The 17,786-nt window shown below is 67.9% G+C and carries 15 protein-coding genes; 3 read left to right on the plus strand and 12 right to left on the minus strand.

Going from position 1 to position 17,786, the window contains the following annotated elements; translation table 11 throughout:
* Positions 1 to 6 precede the first annotated feature (6 nt).
* Complete coding sequence (locus OOZ63_RS06655) at positions 7 to 774, minus strand: MipA/OmpV family protein (protein ID WP_266004638.1); 768 nt, start codon at positions 772 to 774, stop codon at positions 7 to 9.
* A 194-nt stretch (positions 775 to 968) separates the two neighbouring features.
* Between OOZ63_RS06655 and OOZ63_RS06660 the strand changes: the two genes are divergently transcribed.
* Together OOZ63_RS06660 and OOZ63_RS06665 are read left to right on the plus strand one after the other, a co-directional pair.
* Positions 969 to 1,646 (plus strand): response regulator transcription factor, encoded by a 678-nt coding sequence (locus tag OOZ63_RS06660; RefSeq protein WP_266004639.1) that lies wholly within the window; start codon positions 969 to 971, stop codon positions 1,644 to 1,646.
* Positions 1,643 to 3,013, plus strand: a complete 1,371-nt coding sequence (locus OOZ63_RS06665) for an ATP-binding protein (RefSeq protein ID WP_266004640.1) — start codon at positions 1,643 to 1,645, stop codon at positions 3,011 to 3,013. The genes OOZ63_RS06660 and OOZ63_RS06665 overlap by 4 nt, the downstream gene beginning before the upstream one ends.
* A 3-nt stretch (positions 3,014 to 3,016) precedes the next feature.
* Here OOZ63_RS06665 and OOZ63_RS06670 read toward each other — a convergent pair whose 3' ends face one another.
* Positions 3,017 to 3,985 (minus strand): hypothetical protein, encoded by a 969-nt coding sequence (locus OOZ63_RS06670; RefSeq protein ID WP_266004641.1) that lies wholly within the window; start codon positions 3,983 to 3,985, stop codon positions 3,017 to 3,019.
* 30 nt (positions 3,986 to 4,015) lie between these two features.
* Positions 4,016 to 5,494 carry a hypothetical protein gene (locus OOZ63_RS06675; protein ID WP_266004642.1) on the minus strand — a complete coding sequence of 493 codons (1,479 nt, stop codon included), beginning with the start codon at positions 5,492 to 5,494 and terminating at the stop codon, positions 4,016 to 4,018.
* Positions 5,495 to 5,799: 305 nt separating this feature from the next.
* Here OOZ63_RS06675 and OOZ63_RS06680 point away from each other — a divergent pair, with 305 nt between their 5' ends.
* Positions 5,800 to 6,462: a dienelactone hydrolase family protein gene (locus OOZ63_RS06680; RefSeq protein ID WP_266004643.1), complete on the plus strand. Its 663-nt coding sequence runs from the start codon at positions 5,800 to 5,802 to the stop codon at positions 6,460 to 6,462.
* 29 nt (positions 6,463 to 6,491) lie between these two features.
* Here OOZ63_RS06680 and OOZ63_RS06685 read toward each other — a convergent pair whose 3' ends face one another.
* From OOZ63_RS06685 to bioA, 9 genes are all read right to left on the minus strand, one after another.
* Entirely contained in the window at positions 6,492 to 7,610 is a 1,119-nt protein-coding gene (locus OOZ63_RS06685; protein WP_266004644.1) for a hypothetical protein, read from the minus strand.
* A gap of 210 nt (positions 7,611 to 7,820) precedes the next feature.
* Positions 7,821 to 9,344 carry a hypothetical protein gene (locus OOZ63_RS06690; protein ID WP_266004645.1) on the minus strand — a complete coding sequence of 508 codons (1,524 nt, stop codon included), beginning with the start codon at positions 9,342 to 9,344 and terminating at the stop codon, positions 7,821 to 7,823.
* Between the two features lie 187 nt (positions 9,345 to 9,531).
* The gene (gene adhP / locus OOZ63_RS06695; protein WP_266004646.1) at positions 9,532 to 10,554 is read right to left on the minus strand and encodes an alcohol dehydrogenase AdhP; all 1,023 of its coding nucleotides are present in this window, start codon (positions 10,552 to 10,554) and stop codon (positions 9,532 to 9,534) included.
* A gap of 71 nt (positions 10,555 to 10,625) precedes the next feature.
* Positions 10,626 to 11,534 carry a hydroxymethylglutaryl-CoA lyase gene (locus tag OOZ63_RS06700; RefSeq protein ID WP_266004647.1) on the minus strand — a complete coding sequence of 303 codons (909 nt, stop codon included), beginning with the start codon at positions 11,532 to 11,534 and terminating at the stop codon, positions 10,626 to 10,628.
* A gap of 5 nt (positions 11,535 to 11,539) precedes the next feature.
* The gene (locus tag OOZ63_RS06705; RefSeq protein WP_266004648.1) at positions 11,540 to 13,531 is read right to left on the minus strand and encodes an acetyl/propionyl/methylcrotonyl-CoA carboxylase subunit alpha; all 1,992 of its coding nucleotides are present in this window, start codon (positions 13,529 to 13,531) and stop codon (positions 11,540 to 11,542) included.
* 34 nt (positions 13,532 to 13,565) lie between these two features.
* On the minus strand, positions 13,566 to 14,606 hold the full coding sequence (bioB, locus tag OOZ63_RS06710) for a biotin synthase BioB (protein WP_266004649.1): 1,041 nt from the start codon (positions 14,604 to 14,606) through the stop codon (positions 13,566 to 13,568).
* A complete protein-coding gene (bioD, locus tag OOZ63_RS06715) occupies positions 14,603 to 15,277 on the minus strand; it encodes a dethiobiotin synthase (RefSeq protein ID WP_266004650.1) in 675 nt (224 codons plus the stop codon). The genes bioB and bioD overlap by 4 nt, the downstream gene beginning before the upstream one ends.
* Positions 15,274 to 16,482: an 8-amino-7-oxononanoate synthase gene (gene bioF / locus OOZ63_RS06720; RefSeq protein ID WP_266004651.1), complete on the minus strand. Its 1,209-nt coding sequence runs from the start codon at positions 16,480 to 16,482 to the stop codon at positions 15,274 to 15,276. Before bioF ends, bioD begins: the two co-directional genes overlap by 4 nt.
* Positions 16,472 to 17,782 carry an adenosylmethionine--8-amino-7-oxononanoate transaminase gene (bioA, locus tag OOZ63_RS06725; RefSeq protein WP_266004652.1) on the minus strand — a complete coding sequence of 437 codons (1,311 nt, stop codon included), beginning with the start codon at positions 17,780 to 17,782 and terminating at the stop codon, positions 16,472 to 16,474. The genes bioF and bioA overlap by 11 nt, the downstream gene beginning before the upstream one ends.
* Between the last annotated feature and the right edge of the window lie 4 nt (positions 17,783 to 17,786).

A 17,786-nucleotide genomic window follows, 5' to 3' on the forward strand; every position in this document is an offset into this window, starting at 1 on the left:
CGTCTCTCAGAAGTTGCGGCTGGCCGCCAAGGCCAAAGTCGGCTGGTTCTTCTGTTGCACCAGCGGGCTGCCGGCGGCATCGCCGCGCAGGCTGGCGACACCCAGCTTGGCGAAAAGCTGCCAGTCGGCGCCAAGCTGGTAGCTGGCCTGAGCGAACAGGCCCAGGCTGTGCAGGCCGGCGCCGACCTGGTGCGGCCGAAGTCCCGAGGCCCGGGCCTGAGCGCTGTTGATGCCAAGCAGTGCCTGGCCCAGCCTGGCATCCAGAAGCTTGGCCGAGGCTCCGAAAGCCAGTGCCAGGCCGGGAGTGGGCAGCAAGCCATAACCGGCTTCGAGCTCTACGCTGCTGCCGCGCGCGCCGGGCCTGCTGCCCTGACCCAGCCGCGTGCTGCTGACCGCATTGACGAACACCGGCCCCAGCGCCAGCTCGGCACCCAGGCGCAGGGCCGGCGCCACCTTGACCTCGTCGAGCGCCTGCACGCGAGGGCCATCCTTGCGGCGGCGCTGATGCATGTCGACGAATAGCGCGGCGCTGACGCTGGCGCCCTCACCCAGCTCGGACTCGTAGCCGACGCCGCGCAGACTGCCGAGGAAGACATGCTTACGCCAGCGCGCCTCTATCAGTGGCGCGGCCAGCACGCGCTGCTTGTCGGCGCCGACATACTTAGGCTGGGCCAGCGCGGCCACGCCGCCGCGCAGTCGCCAGTCGCTGTCGGCAGCGGCGGCCGGAGCGCAGGCGGCCAGCAGGAGCAGGGGCAAAACAAGGCTAACTCTCATGACGGTTTCGGTCTCGCAGTTGATGACGCCAGTCAGTGTGCAAAGCCGGTAATGAAGCAGCGATGAAGGGGGGCGCGCCTCGCATGAAGCCTTGATGAAGGCCTGCGGTGGTGACGCCACGGCGATGCGCTGGCGGCGCTTCTAGAATCCGCTGCCGTCGCCGGCGCCGCCCACCAAGGAGGGGCAAACCCACCATGTCCAGCATTCTTCTGATCGAAGACGACCTGCCTCTGGGGCACTCACTGCAGCGTGTGCTGAGCATGGCCGGGCACCGGGTCGTGTGGCTGCGCAGCGCAAGCGACGCGAGGCGCTTTCTCTGCGAGCTGCCCTTCGATCTACTGCTACTGGACATCGGCCTACCCGACGAGAGCGGACTGGCGCTGCTGGCCTGGTGGCGCGCGCTGGGCCGGGCCACGCCGGTGATGCTGATCACCGCGCGCGACAGCGTCGAGGAGCGGGTCGAGGGCCTGGACGCCGGCGCCGACGACTATCTGGGCAAGCCCTTCGCGATGGAGGAGCTGCTGTCGCGGGTGCGTGCGCTGCTGCGTCGCCACAGCGGCCAGTCCAGTAACACCTGGCAGCTTGGCGAGCTGGTGATAGACACCGCGCGCCGGCGCGTGCTGCTGGCCGAGGCCGAGGTCGCCCTGTCGGCGCGCGAGTACGACATCCTGCTGACCCTGGCGGCCGAGCCAGGCCGGGTACTGACGCGCGAGCAGATCGAGCGCGGCCTCGGCGGCGGCGAGCTGCTGGACAGCAATGCCATCGATGTCCATGTCTACAAGCTGCGCAAGAAGCTGGGCAATGATTGGATCGCCACGGTGCGTGGCGTGGGCTACGTGCTGGAGGCGCCGGTCTGCGCCGCCTCCTCGTGAAGCCGGCGGCACGCTGGGCGCCGGCCTCGCTGAGCAGTCGCCTGATCGCCTGGCAGGCGTTTGCCCTTTTTGTGGCCTGGCTGGTGCTGGCCGGGCTGCTGACCTGGCGCGGCATCGCCTGGGGCGAAACCGATGTGGAGGCTCGACTGCAGCAGATGGCCACGGTGCTCGCGTCCGCAGCGGCCAGCCCCGAGGCCGAACTGCCGCAGCGCCTGAAGGCCACCGACGATGCGGTGCTGGCCCTGCTGGGTCTGGACGGGGACGTTGGCTCGGGCTTGCATCCGGCCTACCAGGTCTGGGACGCTCAGGGCCGCCTGCTCTATCGCAGCGCCAACGCCCCGGCCACCCGCCTTGACGCCGAGCCTGCGGCGGGTGAAGCCGCGCGCTGGCTGGTGCAGCGCGCGGACCCGGGTGAGGGGCGAGTGCTGCTGATCGCCGAGCCCCGCGAGGTCGCCCTCGGCGCGGTGCTGCCGGTGCTATGGCTGGTCCTGCAATCCCAGCTGGGAGTCTTCCTCTGGCACGGCCTGGTGATCTGGTTCAGCGTGCGCGCCGGCCTGCGCCCCCTGGCCCTACTGGCCCAGCGCATCGCGCGGCGCGGCGCCGGAGATCTGGCGCCGGTGCAGGTGGACAAGCTCTACACCGAGACCGCTCCGCTGGTCAGCGCGCTCAACGGCCTGCTGGCGCGCGAGGGCCAGCGCCTGGAGGCCGAGCGGCGCTTTCTGGCCGATGCGGCGCACGAGCTGCGCACGCCGCTGGCCGCCGCCAGCGCGCAAGCCCACCTGCTGCTCAGCGAACACGAGCCGCAGGCCCGCGCCGAAGCGGCCGGCGCGCTGCGCGCCGGCATCGCGCGGGTCTCGCATCTGCTGGCCCAGCTGCTGACCCTGGCGCGCGCGGAGACCACGGTGCAAACGCTCAAGCCCGAGCGCCTGGACGCCGCCGCGCTGCTGCGTGAGCGAATCGCTCAGCTAGCCCCGCTGGCGCGCCAGCGCGGCATCCAGCTGGAGCTGCTGGCACCCGATCATCACGACGCGCTGCTGGAGCGCAGCGGCTTTTGCTCCGTGGTCGACAACCTGGTGGACAACGCGATCCGCTACAGCCCGGGCGGAGCACGGGTGGAAGTGCACCTTGCAAACCTGGCCGCTCGCATCGCGGTGACGGTACGCGATAACGGACCCGGCCTTCACCCGACCCAGCGCGAGCGGGTGTTCGAGCGCTTTTATCGCGTGCCGGGCAGCACCGAGCAAGGCACCGGCCTGGGCCTGGCCATCGTCAAGCGCATCGCCGAGCGCGAGGGCGCATCGCTGGCCTTTGTCGACGGGCTGGACGGCCGCGGACTGGGGCTCAGGATAGGCTATCCGGCCACGTGAGACTCAAGCGCAGCGCCCGTCCTGCAACTCGCCCAGCCGCACGAGGCTGTAGCTGTCTTCGGGCCGGTCGCTGCGTGCCAGGGCCTGACGCAGCGCCGGCAGCAGTGTGCAGTCGAGATCGGGCAGGCCCAACAGGCCCTGGATCACGTAGACATCGCGGGTCTGCGCCAGCAGCTCGCGCCGCAGCTCGGCCGGCAGGGCCGGGTTGGCGGCGAACTGGCGATCCAGATGCGTGATGCTGCGCGGCCGATGGTAGAGCTCGCGCAGCAACTCGGGCGGCGTGTTCGGATGGCGGGCCAGATCGCTAAAGAAGTAGTCTGGATTGGCAGGCCGGCGGTAGATGCGGGCCAGGGTGTCGGGTCGCGTTTGGGGATGGCGTGCCACGCTCAGCACAATGCCGAAGTCCGCCGAATCGGCCAGGCGGTCCAGAGTCGCGGGCGGGACCTGGGGCTGCTCCAGCAGCGGCAGCAGCCAGGCCCGGTCCTGCGCATGGCGCTGGACCAAGGCCTCGATCTGCGCCCCCTCCCCGCCTGGATGCTGTGCCAGCATGGCCTGAAGGGCGGCCTTGTTGCGCTCGATCTCGGCGCGATGCGCGGCGTTCTGGGCCGCGCGCTGCTGGTTGTGTGCCCGCGTCTGGAACCCCTGGGCCAGCAGCAGCACCGGCCCGGCCAAGGCAGCCAGCAGAGCCAGACAGCCCAGGCCCGCACGCCAGCGGCGCGGGCTGTGGCGAGCGTTCGCGCCCGCCCAGCCCAGCACACCCGCGGCAAGCGCATAAAAAGGCAGGGGCAGCAGGCCTAGCGCGCCGGTAGAAGACTGCGACTGGAACACCGCCCAGACCCCGCAAGCCCCCACGGCCAGCGCCAGACCCAAGCCCTCGGCCAGGCCGCAATATCGCCGCTTCCAGAGCAGCCAGGCCAGGCCCAGCAAGGGCATCAGCAAGAGCGATAGCGGTAGCGCGAGAAAGCCGAGCATCAGATCCCCAGGGCAGTCCGCGTTTTTACATCAGCTGCAAGCCACCCAGTTCACGCCGTCCCGACTGCACTCCTTCAGCCTTGTCTGGTCGGCGCGGGTGCTTTCGCGCGTCCACTCGCCGACATAGCGGTCGGTCTGCACGCGCAGCGCGGCGCTGTCATCGGTCTTGCGCTTGTGCCAGTAGATGAAGCGTTCCTCGCCCACTACGGGCGCCTCAACGCGGTAGTCCAGCGGTGCCAGGTGCTCGACCAGATGCGCCAGATCCAGCGTGGCGGCCTTGTCCTTGAGGTTAAGCCAGCCGGCCAGCGGCCCGCTGCTGGTGGCCTCGGGGCTCAGCGAGAACCGGGCATCGTGACTGACGCGGCTGATGTGGCCGTCAAGGAAAGCGACCCGGTAGCTACGCGCCAGCGGCGCCTCCAGCCCGTTGGGCGCGCGGCCGAGGCATTCGGAGGGCTCCGCCGCATCGACGGCGGCGGCGGTGTTCGCCAGGCTGTACTCGACGCCCTGGCTTGTCTTGACCGTCACGATCTCCTCGAAGCTGCAGTAGGCGGCGGCCCTGGTGGTGTCCCAGTGCTGGGTGCCCCACTTGCGCAGCGTGTAGCGCCCCTGGCCCCAGGGGCTGATGCTCTCTTCACGCAGGTGGTAGACGTTGCGGATCTGGCTCAGGTCCTCGCTCAGGCCCACCAGCTCCTGCAGGTAGCGATCTCCCGGCAGCCAGACCTGGCTGCTGCGCAGCCAGCCTTCGGTGTTGTGGTGCCCGGCTTGGCCGTACCAGACTTCGGCGCGCAGGAAGCTGGCGTCCGGGTGGCGGGCCTTCAGCAGCTGGCGGTGAGCAAAACCAGCCTTGAGCCCCTTCACAATGTCCTGGGCGATCAGGTAGGCGGCACGGTCCTGGGTCTGGATGAAGTCCGCGTGGATGCGCTGCTCGGACAGGTTGTGGCGCTGAACCAGCTCCTGCATCACGCTGCGGATCTCCAGGCTCAGGCCCTCGCGCAGGCTCTGGTTCTGCCGCAGGGTCTGGCAGCTGCCGAGCCCGGGCTGCGTAGTCGAGAGCCGGCCCTCGACCTGGGCCCAGATCGCCGTCGTCAGCGGCGAGATATTCATCAGCTGATCCACGCTAAGCGCCTGCAGGCGGGGTGCCACCGCCATCTGGTAGGCGGCGCTGACCGGGCCGCTGTCCTCATCAACGGCGTCCACCGGCACATCGACATAGAGCGTCGCATAGGGCAGGCAGGCACGGTCGCCAGCACTGAGCTCCAGCTGGTAGGCACCGGCCTGCTGCGAGACGGCGCTGGGCTCGCCGGTATCGCGGACGCGGTTGCCGTTGAGGTCCAGCCAGACGGTGGCGCCGCGCACATAACCGTCAATCACCCGGCCGACCAGCGGCTTGACGGCAGGCACCGGTGGGGGCGATGCTGGGGTCGAGCCACCGCCACCTCCGCAGCCCACCAGCGCGCCGAAGGCCAGACACAGCAAAGCCTTCGAGGCCGCGCGCTCATTCCTATTCATTGCTTCTTCAACTCCCTTGTCCATCAGCATCGCCGCAGCGGCGTGAAGCCGGTGTGAATTTCTACTTTCGATCGCGGCAAGAATGCAAACCCTGTGCCGGCGAAGGCGCCGAAGAATAAAGTTGTTGATCAGGGACTCGAAGCAAGGCCGCCATCCCCTCCCGGCGTCTGCGTACAGCAGCGGACAGTGCCCGGAAGGGGCTGAGGGCCTCGCCGACGCCACAAGTGCCTGGTCTTGACGTGTCTGGTGGGCTGCGGCCACCATGGCGAACCACAGTCGTACTAGACGGACAAGGAGTTGCAAGCATGGGACAAATGATCGATTTCCAGCGCCCCGACGGCGGCACGAGCAGCGCCTGGTTGGCCGAGGCCGGCACGGGCCGGCCCGGGCTGATCCTTATCCAGGAATGGTGGGGGCTGAACCCGCATATCCGCGAGCTGGCTGAGCGGTTTGCGGCCGCCGGCTACACCACCCTGGCGCCGGATCTCTATCGGGGCCGTATCGCGGCCGATGCCGACGAGGCCAACCATCTGATGAGCGGCCTGGACTTCGCCGACGCCACCCACCAGGACCTGGCCGGCGCGCTCGGCTTTTTGCAAGCGCGCTGCCCCAGGATCGGCGTGCTGGGCTTCTGCATGGGCGGCGCGCTGACCATCGCGGCCGCAGTGCATCTGCCGGGCCTGGCCGCCGCATGCTGCTTCTACGGCATCCCGCCGGCCGAATTCGCCGACCCGGCCAAGATCGCCATACCGCTGCAAGGCCATTTCGCCGAGCGCGACGACTGGTGCACGCCGGCCACGGTGGACGGCCTGGTCGCCGCGCTGAAGGCCCCGGCCGAGATCCACCGCTACCCGGCCGACCATGCCTTCTTCAACGACCAGCGGCCAGAGGTGTTTGATGCGGCCAGCGCGCAGCTGGCCTGGCGGCGCACGCTGGACTTCCTGGGCCGGACGCTGAGCCTCCAGTAAGGCCGGGCGCAGCCCGGCCCGGGGGGCGATCAAAAACCCGGCAGGTCCTTGAACTCCACCGTCTTGTCGCTGAACTGCACCTGCTCGATGCTGCGCACGATGATGACGGCGCCGTCAGGGCTGCCGCTGAGCGCATGGGAATCTGGCTGGCTGCCGTTCGGCGCCAGATGGCGGTAGGGCCCGTAGGCATTGAGGCGACTGAGCTGGGCAGAGGTGCTTGGGAAGCCGACGATCAAGGTGTCGCGGGCAAGCCCGCCATCGACGCGAGAAAGGGTCTTGGCCGCCGACTTGAGCTCGACCACATCGTTGCCGGTGCCGCCGACGATGGTGTTGGCTGCGCCAGGCTTGCCGACGATTCGGTCTGCGCCGGCCCCACCGTAGAAGGCCGCATGGGCTTGCGCTGCGCCGGCCCCTTGGCCCATGGTAGACAGATCGATCTGCCGCGGGGCATCGCCGCCGACGGTGGCACCAGTGGTTTCGACCAGCAGGTCCACCAGGGTTGACGCCGCACCGCCGCTGGCCTCCACCTTCACGAACACGGCGCCGTCGCGCAAGGCCAGCAGCTCGTAGGCCAGCGGATCATCAAGCGGATGCACGCGATCGAGCTCGCCCAGGCCGGCATAGAGCTGGTAGCCCGCCGCGTCATAGACCGTCAGATTGCCGGCCCATTCGTTGCTGCTGGAGAATCGGTAGAAGTGGCCTTGGCTGATCTCGATCCGGTACAGCCCAGAGCCCAGCAGCCTAGCCTGATGGGTCCAGCCATGCGCATTGCCGGCCGCCGCCACCGCGTAGGCCTTGTCGTCCACGGATCGGGCCTTGCCCGCCTCCGCCTCCTGCAAACGCCACTCGATGTCGTAGCCATTGGGCTTGGCGATATAGGGTGAGTGGGCGGCCAGGGTTGGCGTGGGCGTGGGCGTGGGCGTGGGCGTGGGCGTCGGCGTTGGCGTTGGTGTTGGCGTTGGCGTTGGCGTTGGCGTTGGTGTGGGTGTGGGTGTGGGTGTGGGTGTGGGTGTTGGTGTTGGTGTTGGTGTTGGTGTCGGCGAATCACTACCGCCACCGCCGCAGGCAGCGAGCACGAGTGCCAGCGCCGCTGCCGACCAGGCACTCGCGCGCCCATGACCGTGGGTATGGACTTTCCTGTTCTTCATCGATCAAGTTCTCCCAGATGTTCTCTTGCTTGTGCGTCTGATACGCAGGCGGCAAACCCGACCGCCTGGTGCCAAAGGCAACGCTGCCGGCCACAAGAGGGCATACCGCGATTACCGACGCTTACAAGCAAGCTTGCCTCCTGCCGACGCCTTTGCGCATCGGCTAGCAAGACCTGACCCCAGCAGGGCTTGGCAACGCCCTGCCCGCCCCTACTCCCAGCGCCAGTCCGCTGACAGCCAGCCCTGGCGGAACAGCTCCTGCTGGCGGTGCCAGGCGGGGTCCTGTAACTTGCAGCGGCCGCCGTCCTCGGGCGCCCAGCTGCAGCCCATCGGCGTCAGCGCGTCCTTCATGCGCTGGATCAGGGCCGCGTCCAGCGGCGCCTCGGGCGCCATCGTCGGGGCGAGCTGCTGCTTCAGGTGGATCAAGCGGTTCAGGGCCTGGGGCGCCAACCAGGAGGTGGTGGCGTGGAATAGGGGGCCGAGATCCAAGCCGTAGACCGAGTCGGTGATCAGCGGCGGCGCGGCATTGACCCTGGGCGGGAAATTGCCATCCATCATGCCGGTGCTGATGAACACATCGATCCAGCGGCGGTCGTCCGCATTGGGCTCCAGCACGGCGGGGCGCTGGGCACCGGTCACGCCGTCGGCGGGCAACTGGGCAGTTGCAGGGTGGAAGAGGCTCACGCGCACCCGGTTGGCCAGCGGCAGGACCTCCAAGGGGTGGCTGGTCGGCGAGAGCATCACCCCCGCCGCCTGCACCCCCAGCACGCCCGGGCTCTCGAACAGCGCCGAATACAGGGGCCGGAAGGCCATGATCAGCCCCTGCGCGTCGCCGGCGCTGAGCGCGCTGCCACAGGCCAGCGCGGCCCAGCTGTCAGGCAGATTCGAGGTATCCAAACCGCCGGACAGGTTCACATAGTCCACTCCGTGGCGCTGCAGCACGGTGTTGAGGCTCTGCGCCATCTGACGCACGCCCAGCTCCAAGGCGGCCCAGTCTTTGGCGCAGGCGCTGGCCCGGTGGGCCTGCATCACGGTGTTGATCGGGATCGGGTCCAGCACCACGAAGCCGGCCTGCGGATTGGCTTCCACCAGCTGGGCCAGCACCATATTGCCGTGCGGGACACGGTCCACCATCGCGAAGTCCCGGTGTCCGCTCAGCAGGGGCCGAAGCGCCCTCAGCCAGTCGGCCGGCACAAAGCTCGGCCGCTGCTGGCCGGAAGCGTCGCGGTATTGAAATCCGTCGATGGCACGCAGCAACTCGGCGCCCCAGCGCGGCGTGCTCGGGATCACCGGATCATGGGGCTCCACCAGGCCGGAGCTCTCGCTGACCCGGTAGTAGCCCAGCATGCGCGAGCGGTAGCGCAGCGTGGCGGCATGGCCAATACCGTCGTCGATCAGCAGGATAGTCTGGTCGGCCCGCAACTTGACGGGCAAGGCCTGACCCTGGGAAAAGCGGATGTCCTTGAGCTGCTCGCAGGGTCCGGTCTGGCTCTGGCTGCAGTTGATTGGCTCAATCTTGGCCCTCTGCTCGGCCACGAAGACCTCGACCTGCTGTCGCAGCAAGGCCTTGTCGATGCCCACCGGATCGGTGACCGGTGGCGGCGGCGGTGGTGGCGGTGGGGGTGATGGCGGCTCACCGCCACCACCACCCCCGCAAGCGGCCAGCAGGAGCGCCGCAGCGAGCGCGCTCAGCCCTGCCCCACCGCGTGCGCGGCGACACTTGTCGTAGCTCATCGATTCATCTCCCTGAATATCTGTCGGGCGTCCTATCGGCGTCGTCCGGTCTGTGCCAAGACTGAGCCGCAGCCGGATGGACCGGCTGGCCTCGGGGCGATTCTGGGGGGCGAATGATGAGGCCAAGCTGAAGAAGTGTTGCCGGCGTGCGCGCAACGCACAGCCCTGGCCGGCCGCAGGCGGTGGCTCAGATCTGCAGCACCACCCGGCCGTCGATGCGGCCCTGCTTCATCGCGGCGAAGATGTGGTTGATGTTCTCGATCTTGTCGGTCGAATAGTGCGCACTGACCTTGCCCTCGCCGGCGAACTGCAGGGCCTCCTGCAGGTCCAGCCGGGTGCCGACGATGGAGCCGCGCACGGTCTTGGCGTTGAGCACCATATCGAAGATCGGCAGCTCAAAGCTGCCCGGCGGCAGGCCTACCAGGGACATGGTGCCGCGCTTGTGCAGCATCGCGAGTCCCTGGGCGAACGCGCTGCGCGACACCGCGGTGACCAGCACGCCATGAGCGCCGCGCAGATGCTTCTGCACCTCGGCCACCGGGTCGCCCGTGGCCGCATTGAGGCACAACTCGGCACCGAGCTCACGGGCCAGCTGCAGCTTGTCTTCGGCCACATCGACGGCGATCACATGAAAGCCCATGGCTTTCGCGTACTGCACCGCCATATGACCCAGCCCGCCTATGCCCGAGATCGCGACCCAGTCGCCGGGCTTGCAGTCCAGCATCTTCAGGCCTTTGTAGACCGTCACGCCGGCACACAGCACCGGCGCGGCCGGTGCGAAATCCAGCGCCGCCGGCAAATGACCCACATAGCCGGGGTCGGCCAGCACGTACTCTGCGAAGCCGCCGTTGACCGTGTAGCCGGTCATCTGCTGGCCGTCACACAGCGTCTCCCAGCCACCCAGGCAATGCTCGCAATGGCCGCAGCTCGTGTGCAGCCAAGGCACACCGACCCGGTCACCCTCCTTTAGAAAGTTGACGCCGGCCCCGACCCGAGCCACATAGCCCGCGCCCTCATGGCCAGGAATGAAGGGCAAGCTGGGTCGGACCGGCCAGTCGCCTTCGGCCGCATGCAGATCGGTGTGGCAGACCCCGCTGGCCATCACCTTGACGAGCACCTGGCCCGGCGGCACCTCGGGCACATCCACCTCGTCGACTTCCAGCGGACGGCCGAACTCGCGCACCACCGCAGCCTTCATCTTCTCCGTCATGGCAACACTCCTGAGCAAGAGGATCCTGCTCCTGAGTGTCACCGCTGTGGCGCCGGTCGCCTTGATCTGGATCAGCCCGCGCGCTTGGCCAGCAGGGCCCGCGCGACGCGAGCCACCGGCAGGCGGCCCAACGCGCTGGAGATGTACGCGCTGGCATCGACCAGTTTGTCGATGTCGATGCCGGTCTCGATGCCCAGCCCATTGAGCATGAAGAGAATATCCTCGGTCGCAACATTGCCGGTCGCGCCCTTGGCATAGGGACAGCCGCCCAGGCCGGCGACGCTAGCGTCGAAGGTGTGCACGCCCAGCTCCAGGCAAGCGTAGATATTGCTCAGCGCCTGGCCATAGGTGTCGTGAAAATGGCCGCTGACCTCGACCAGCGGATAGTGTTTGAGCGCCCGCTCCATCGCAGCCTGCACCTTGCCCGGCGTACCGACGCCGATGGTGTCGGCCACGCCCATATGGTCGACGCCGATGCTCTTCATCAAGAGCACCACACGTTCCACCTGGTCGGCGCTGATCTCCCCCTCGTAAGGGCAGCCCAGCGCACAGGACAGCGCGCCGCGTACCTTGATACCGGCCTCGTGCGCGGCGGCCACCACGGGGGCGAAACGCTCGATACTCTCGGCGATGCTGCAGTTGATGTTCTTCTGCGAGAAAGCCTCGCTGGCCGCGGCGAACACGACAATCTCGTCTGGTTTTGTCGGCAGCGCTGTCTCTAGACCCTTCATATTCGGCGTCAGCACCGAATAGCGCACGCCGGGCTTTCGCGTGATCGCCGCCATCACCTCAGCGTTGTCGGCCATCTGCGGCACCCATTTCGGGGACACAAAGCTGGTGACCTCAATCTCCTTGAGCCCCGCGTCCTGCAGCATCGCGACCAGAGTCGCCTTGTGCTCGGTGGACACAGGCTGCTTTTCGTTCTGCAGGCCGTCCCGCGGGCCGACATCGACGAGGGTGACTCGATTGGGCAAGCTCATGGTGATTACTCCATTCTGAGAAGTTCGGCACCATCGCCAACCTGATCGCCGACCGCGAATAGCAGCTCGGCCACCACGCCGTCACGCGGCGCATTGATTGTGTGTTCCATCTTCATCGCCTCCATCACCGCCAGCGCCTGGCCTTTGGTGACGGTGTCGCCGGGCTGGGCCAGGAAGGACACCATCTTGCCGGGCATCGGCGCCGTCAGCCGGCCAGCCTCAGCGGCCCCTTCGCCGGCATGGGCAATCGGGTCGATCTCGGTCAGCAGGGCAGAGCCTAGCGGCGCGAACACCGCCACCTGCTCGCCCAAGGCATAGGTCTTGACCATCACGCGCTGCTGGGCCAAACCTTCACCGAGCAGCAGTTCGTGGCTTTCCAGGCTGGAGGAGTTGACGGCAAAAGCCTGCGCCTGGCCCTCGACGGTCAGCTGCATGCCGCCATGGTGATGGCGCGACAGCAGCACTTCGTGATGCGCACCGCCCGTCTCCAGATCGAAGCGACGCGCCGAAGCGCCATACATGCGCCAGCCGTCGCGCCGACTCCAGGGGTCGCTGGTCTGCAGGCTAGCCTCATGGGCCAAGGTGTGTGCGACGACGGCCGCCGCAGCGATGGTCAGCGGCAGGCCCGCTTGCTCGAACAGCGCGACGCGCTCTCGCTCGATCAGGCCGGTATCCAAGTCCGCGTTGGTGAACGAGTCCGTGGCGGCGCAGCGCCGCAGAAATGCCACATTGGTCTGCAGTCCGACGATGTGCGTGTCGCGCAGCGCCGCATCGAGGCGCGCCAAGGCCTGGGCACGATCTTCGCCCCAAACGATCAGCTTGGCCACCATCGAGTCGTAGAAAGGGCTGATGGCATCGCCTTCGCCGACACCCGAATCAATCCGCACGGCGCCGCGCTCGAAGCTCACGTGGGCCGGCCAACGCGCCACGCTCAAGCGGCCGGTGGCCGGCAAGAAGCCGGCCTCGGGGTTCTCGGCGCAGATTCGGGCCTCGATTGCGTGGCCGTACATGCGCAGCTGATCCTGCTTCAACGGCAGCGGCTCGCCCGAGGCCACGCGCAGCTGCCACTCCACCAGGTCCTGGCCAGTGATGGCCTCTGTCACCGGATGTTCGACTTGCAGCCGCGTGTTCATCTCCATGAAGTAGAAGCGGCCGTCCTGTTCGCAGATGAACTCCACCGTGCCGGCGCCGACATAGCCGACCGCCTTGGCCGCCGCCACGGCGGCATTGCCCATCTCGGCGCGGCGCTCGGCGGTCATGCCGGGCGCGGGCGCCTCTTCCAGCACCTTCTGGTGGCGGCGCTGCACCGAGCAGTCGCGCTCAAACAGATAGACACAGTCTCCCTGCGTGTCGCCGAAAACCTGGATCTCGATATGGCGAGGCTTTTGCACATAGCGCTCGATCAATACCGCATCGTCGCCGAAGCTGCTGATCGCCTCACGCTTGCACGAAGCCAGCGCCGCATCGAACTCTTCGGCCTTCAGCACCGCTCTCATACCTTTGCCGCCACCGCCGGCGCTGGCCTTGATCAGCACCGGAAAACCGATGCGCTCGGCCTCGCGCTTGAGCAGCGCCGGGTCCTGATCAGCGCCGTGATAGCCGGGCACGAGGGGCACGCCGGCCGCTTCCATCAGACGCTTGGACTCCGCCTTCAGGCCCATGGCCTGGATGGCCGAGGCCGGCGGGCCGATGAAGACCAGGCCGGCGCTCTTGCAGGCGGTGGCGAACTCCTCGTTCTCGCTCAGAAAGCCATAGCCCGGATGGACTGCCTCGGCCCCGGTAGCCTTGGCGGCATCGAGGATGCGCTGCCATTGCAGATAGGAGTCGCGCGGCGCCGGGCCGCCAATCAAGACGGCCTCGTCACAGGCCTGCACATGCTTGGCACGGGCATCGGCTTCGGAGTACACCGCCACGGTCTTGACGCCCAGGCGACGGGCGGTGGCCGCGACACGGCAGGCGATTTCGCCGCGATTCGCGATCAGGATTTTCTTGAACATGGCAGGTCTCCGGGAAGTCTTGGTTTGATGGGGTTCAGTGGCAATGGCCGCAGGCCGCAGGTTCTGCGGCCTCGGCCGCCAGGCCGGCCTCAGTCGCGCAGCGCATGCCCAGGCGGTCCAGCAGCGCGCGATCCCTCTCCGCCTGGGGATTGCTCGTTGTCAGCAGCTTGTCGCCATAGAACATCGAGTTGGCGCCAGCCAGGAAGCACATCGCCTGCAGCGACTCCGGCATCTCCTCGCGGCCGGCCGACAGGCGCACCATCGCGCGCGGCATCGTGATGCGCGCCACCGCGATCGTGCGGACGAACTCAAAGGGGTCTAGCGCGGCGGTGCCGGCCAGCGGCGTGCCCTCCACCTGCACCAGGTTGTTGATCGGCACCGACTCCGGGTACGGGGCCAGATTTGCCAGTTGCACGATCAGGCCGGCGCGCTGGCGGCGGGTCTCACCCATGCCGACGATGCCGCCGCTGCAGACCTTCAGGCCCACACCGCGCACGCGGTCCAGCGTGTCGAGCCGGTCCTGGTAGGTCCGGGTCGTGATGATCTGGCCGTAGAACTCGGGAGCGGTGTCGAGGTTGTGGTTGTAGTAGTCCAGGCCAGCCTCGCGTAGTTGCTCGGCCTGGCCGTCGGCCAACATGCCGGCGGTCAGGCAGGTCTCCAGGCCCATGGCCTTGACCTCGCGCACCATGTCACCGATCTGCTCCAGATGGCGCTCCTTGGGCGCGCGCCAGGCCGCGCCCATGCAAAAGCGCGTCGCGCCATTGGCCTTGGCGGCGCGGGCCGCCTCCAGCACCTCGTCTAGCGGCAGCAGCTTCTCGGCCTTGAGCCCAGTGTCGAAATGAGCCGACTGCGGGCAGTACTTGCAGTCCTCCTCGCAACCGCCGGTTTTGATCGACAAAAGCGTGGACAGCTGCACCGCATTGGCATCGAAGTGCTCGCGGTGCACGGTCTGAGCGCGGAACAGCAGATCGTTGAAGGGCAGCTCGAACAGTGCGGCGACCTCGTTGACGGTCCAGGGCTTGGCGTTACGGCGGTCGGCGTCGGTGGTCGGCGTCAGGGTTTGGATCTGGTTCATAGGGGGACGTCTTTGAGGTGCGCGGCCACGGCCGCGGGAGTCGGATCGGGAAGCCGGGGAACATGACCCCAACAAGGCACTTGCAGGCCGGCCGCCAGCGCCGCGAGATTGTCGGCCACATGGGGCATGGCCGGGTCCACCGTGTTGGCCACCCAAGCGGCCAAAGCGAGACCGCGAGCGCGTATGGCTTCGGCCGTTAGCAAGGCATGATTGATGCAGCCCAGCCGCAGGCCGACGACCAGGACCACGGGTAGGGCCAGATCCACCGCGAGGTCGGCGGTGTCCCAGGAGTCGGTGAGCGGCACGCGAAAGCCGCCGACGCCCTCCACCAGAACCAGATCGGCCTTGGTGGCGGTGCTGCGGATCGCAGCCAGCAAGGCGCCCCGCTCGATGCTGTGACCCTCCAGCCGCGCGGCGATATGCGGGGCACAGGCGGTGCGCAGCTGCAACGGGCCCACCTCATCAAGACCCAGGCCCAGGGCCTGGGCAGCATGCAGCTGACTGACATCCTCGTTGACCCAGCACCCCTCGCTGTTCTGGCTCTGGCCGGCGGCGAGCGACTTGATCGGCGCCACGCGCTGGCCAGCCTGCTGCCAGGCATGGGTCAGCCCGGCCGTGATCGCGGTCTTGCCGATCTCGGTGTCCGTGCCGGTGATGAAGAAGCCCTTCATTGGATCGCAGTCTCCAGCGTGGCCAGCAGCCGGTCGACATCGGCCACCGTGTGCGTGGCGCACAGCGTAATGCGCAGCCGCGCCTCGCCTTTGGGCACGGTCGGCGGGCGGATGCCCGGTACGCGCAGGCCTTGATCCTCCAGCAAGGCGGCGAGGCGCATCACCTCGGCATTGCCGCCGACGATCAGCGGCTGCACCGGGGTTTCGGAGGCGGCCAGACGCCAACCTAGCTGCGGATGGCTCGACAGTAGTCGGGCCACGCCGTTGCGCAGCCGCGCCTGCAGATCGATCAGCGACGCGCGGCGCTGCGCGCCGGCCTCGCCCTCGATTAGATCCAGGCTGGTCTGCAACGCATGGGCAACAGCCGGCGGAGAGGCGGTCGTGAAGATATAGGTTCGTGCGGCCTGCAACAGGTACTGGATCACGGTGTCGTGCGCCGCGACAAAGGCGCCGGCCAGCCCGGCCGCCTTACCTAAGGTGCCAACCACGATCAGCCGTTCGCTGCGCAGCTGGAAATGCTCCAGCGCGCCGCGCCCCCGCTCGCCCAGCACGCCGAAGCCATGGGCATCATCGACGATCAGCCAGGCGTCGAACTCCTCTGCAAGGCCCAGTAGATCGGGCAGCGGCGCGATGTCGCCGTCCATGCTGAACACCGCGTCGCTGACGATCAGCTTGAGCCGGGCCGTGCTGGCCTGCAGCTGCGCGCGCAGCTCGGCCAGATCGGCGTGGGCATAGCGCCGGGCCTGAGCCTTGGCGAGGCGGCAGCCATCGATCAAGGAGGCGTGGTTCAGCGCATCCGAGAAGATCTCGGCCTCGCTATCACCCAGCGCGGTGATCACCGCCAGATTGGCCATATAGCCCGTGCTGAAACCCAGCACCCGGGCCTGTGGGATATGCGGCGCGAACCACGCGGCCAGGCGCTGCTCCAGCTGCTCGTGCGCGATCGAGTGGCCACTGATCAAGTGCGAGGCGCCGGAGCCGCCGCCATAGACCTGCGCGCCCTCGGCCAGCGCCGCTCCTAGCCGGGGCTCGGCCGCCAGGCCCAGATAGTCGTTGCTGCAGAACATCAGCAGCTCGCGCGTGACGCCATCGGCGCCGCGCACCAGCTGTTTGGCCGCAGTGGGGCTTTGCGCGACGCGCAGGAAGCGGGTCAGGTCTTGCGCGGCGATCGTGTCGAGCTTGGCCTGCAGGTGATCAATTAGCATGGCTGAGCACCTCATTCAGCGTAGCCCGCACCGCCTCGAAGAGAAACTGTGCGGTGGGAGCATCGATCAGATAGGGCGGCATCAGGTAGACGGTGTGGCCTATCGGACGTATCAATAGCTCATGGGTTCGCGCTGCCAGATGGAAGCGCTCGGCGAATCCGGCGCCGGCATCGATCACATCGAAGGCCAGCACCATGCCGCGCTGGCGCAGGCCTGCGATTCGGGCATCGTCGGCCAGCGGCTCAAAAGCCTCGGCCAGCAGGGCCGCCTGCTCGCGGTTGCGCGCCAGCTGGCCGGCATCGAAGCGGTCCAACACCGCATTGGCCGCCGCGCAGGCTAGCGCATTGCCGGTGTAGGAATGCGAGTGCAGAAAGCCGCGCGAGACGTCCTCGCTCCAGAAAGCCTGGTAGACCTCGTCCGTTGTCAGCACCAGGGACAGCGCCAGCGTGCCGCCGGTGATGCCTTTGGACATCAGCAGGAAGTCGGGCCAGGACGCTTGGACTTGCTCCCAGGCGAAGAAGGTGCCCGTGCGGCCGCAACCGACCGCGATCTCGTCGGCAATCAGGTGGACCTCGAATTCGCTGCACAGCGCGCGCAGGCAGCGCAAGTAGCCAGGCTCGTGCATCACCATGCCGGCGGCGCCCTGGATCAGCGGCTCGACGATGACAGCGGCGATGTGGGCGTGGCGCGCTTCGAGCAGGGCTCGCATCGCCGCCAGCGCCGGAGCCTCGTTGTTCAGGCGACTGTCGGGCGACTCGACGATGTGGGCGCGCATCAAGAGCGGGTCATAGGCATCGCGAAAGATCGCCACATCGGTGACAGCCAGCGCGCCAATCGTTTCGCCGTGATAGCCGTTCTTCAGGCAGACGAACTCGCGCTTATCGCCACGCCCCCGGTTGCGCCAGCTGTGAAAACTCTGCTTCAGCGCGATCTCGACAGCTGACGCTCCGTCGCTGCCGAAGCACACATGGCCCAGCGCCCCGCCGGTGCGCGCGCTCAGTCGCTCGGCCAGACGCACAGCCGGCTCATGGGTGCAGCCGGCCAGCATCACATGGGGCAAGGTGTCGAGCTGCGCCTTGATCGCCGCGTTCAGCCCTGCATCGGAGTGGCCGAAGAGATTGACCCACCAGGAGGAGCAGGCATCGAAATAGCGCTGGCCCTGATGATCAAACAGCCAGGCACCCTCCCCGCGCGCGATCGGCAGCGGCGGCAACTTGGCGGCCCGCGCCATCTGCGTGCAGGGATGCCAGATACTGCCCAGGCTGCGGCGCTGCCAGTCTTCTTGTACAGCCAAAGACATCGGA

Origin of the sequence: Paucibacter sp. PLA-PC-4 (assembly GCF_026241155.1) — a bacterium.
Lineage (GTDB): Bacteria > Pseudomonadota > Gammaproteobacteria > Burkholderiales > Burkholderiaceae_C > Roseateles_E.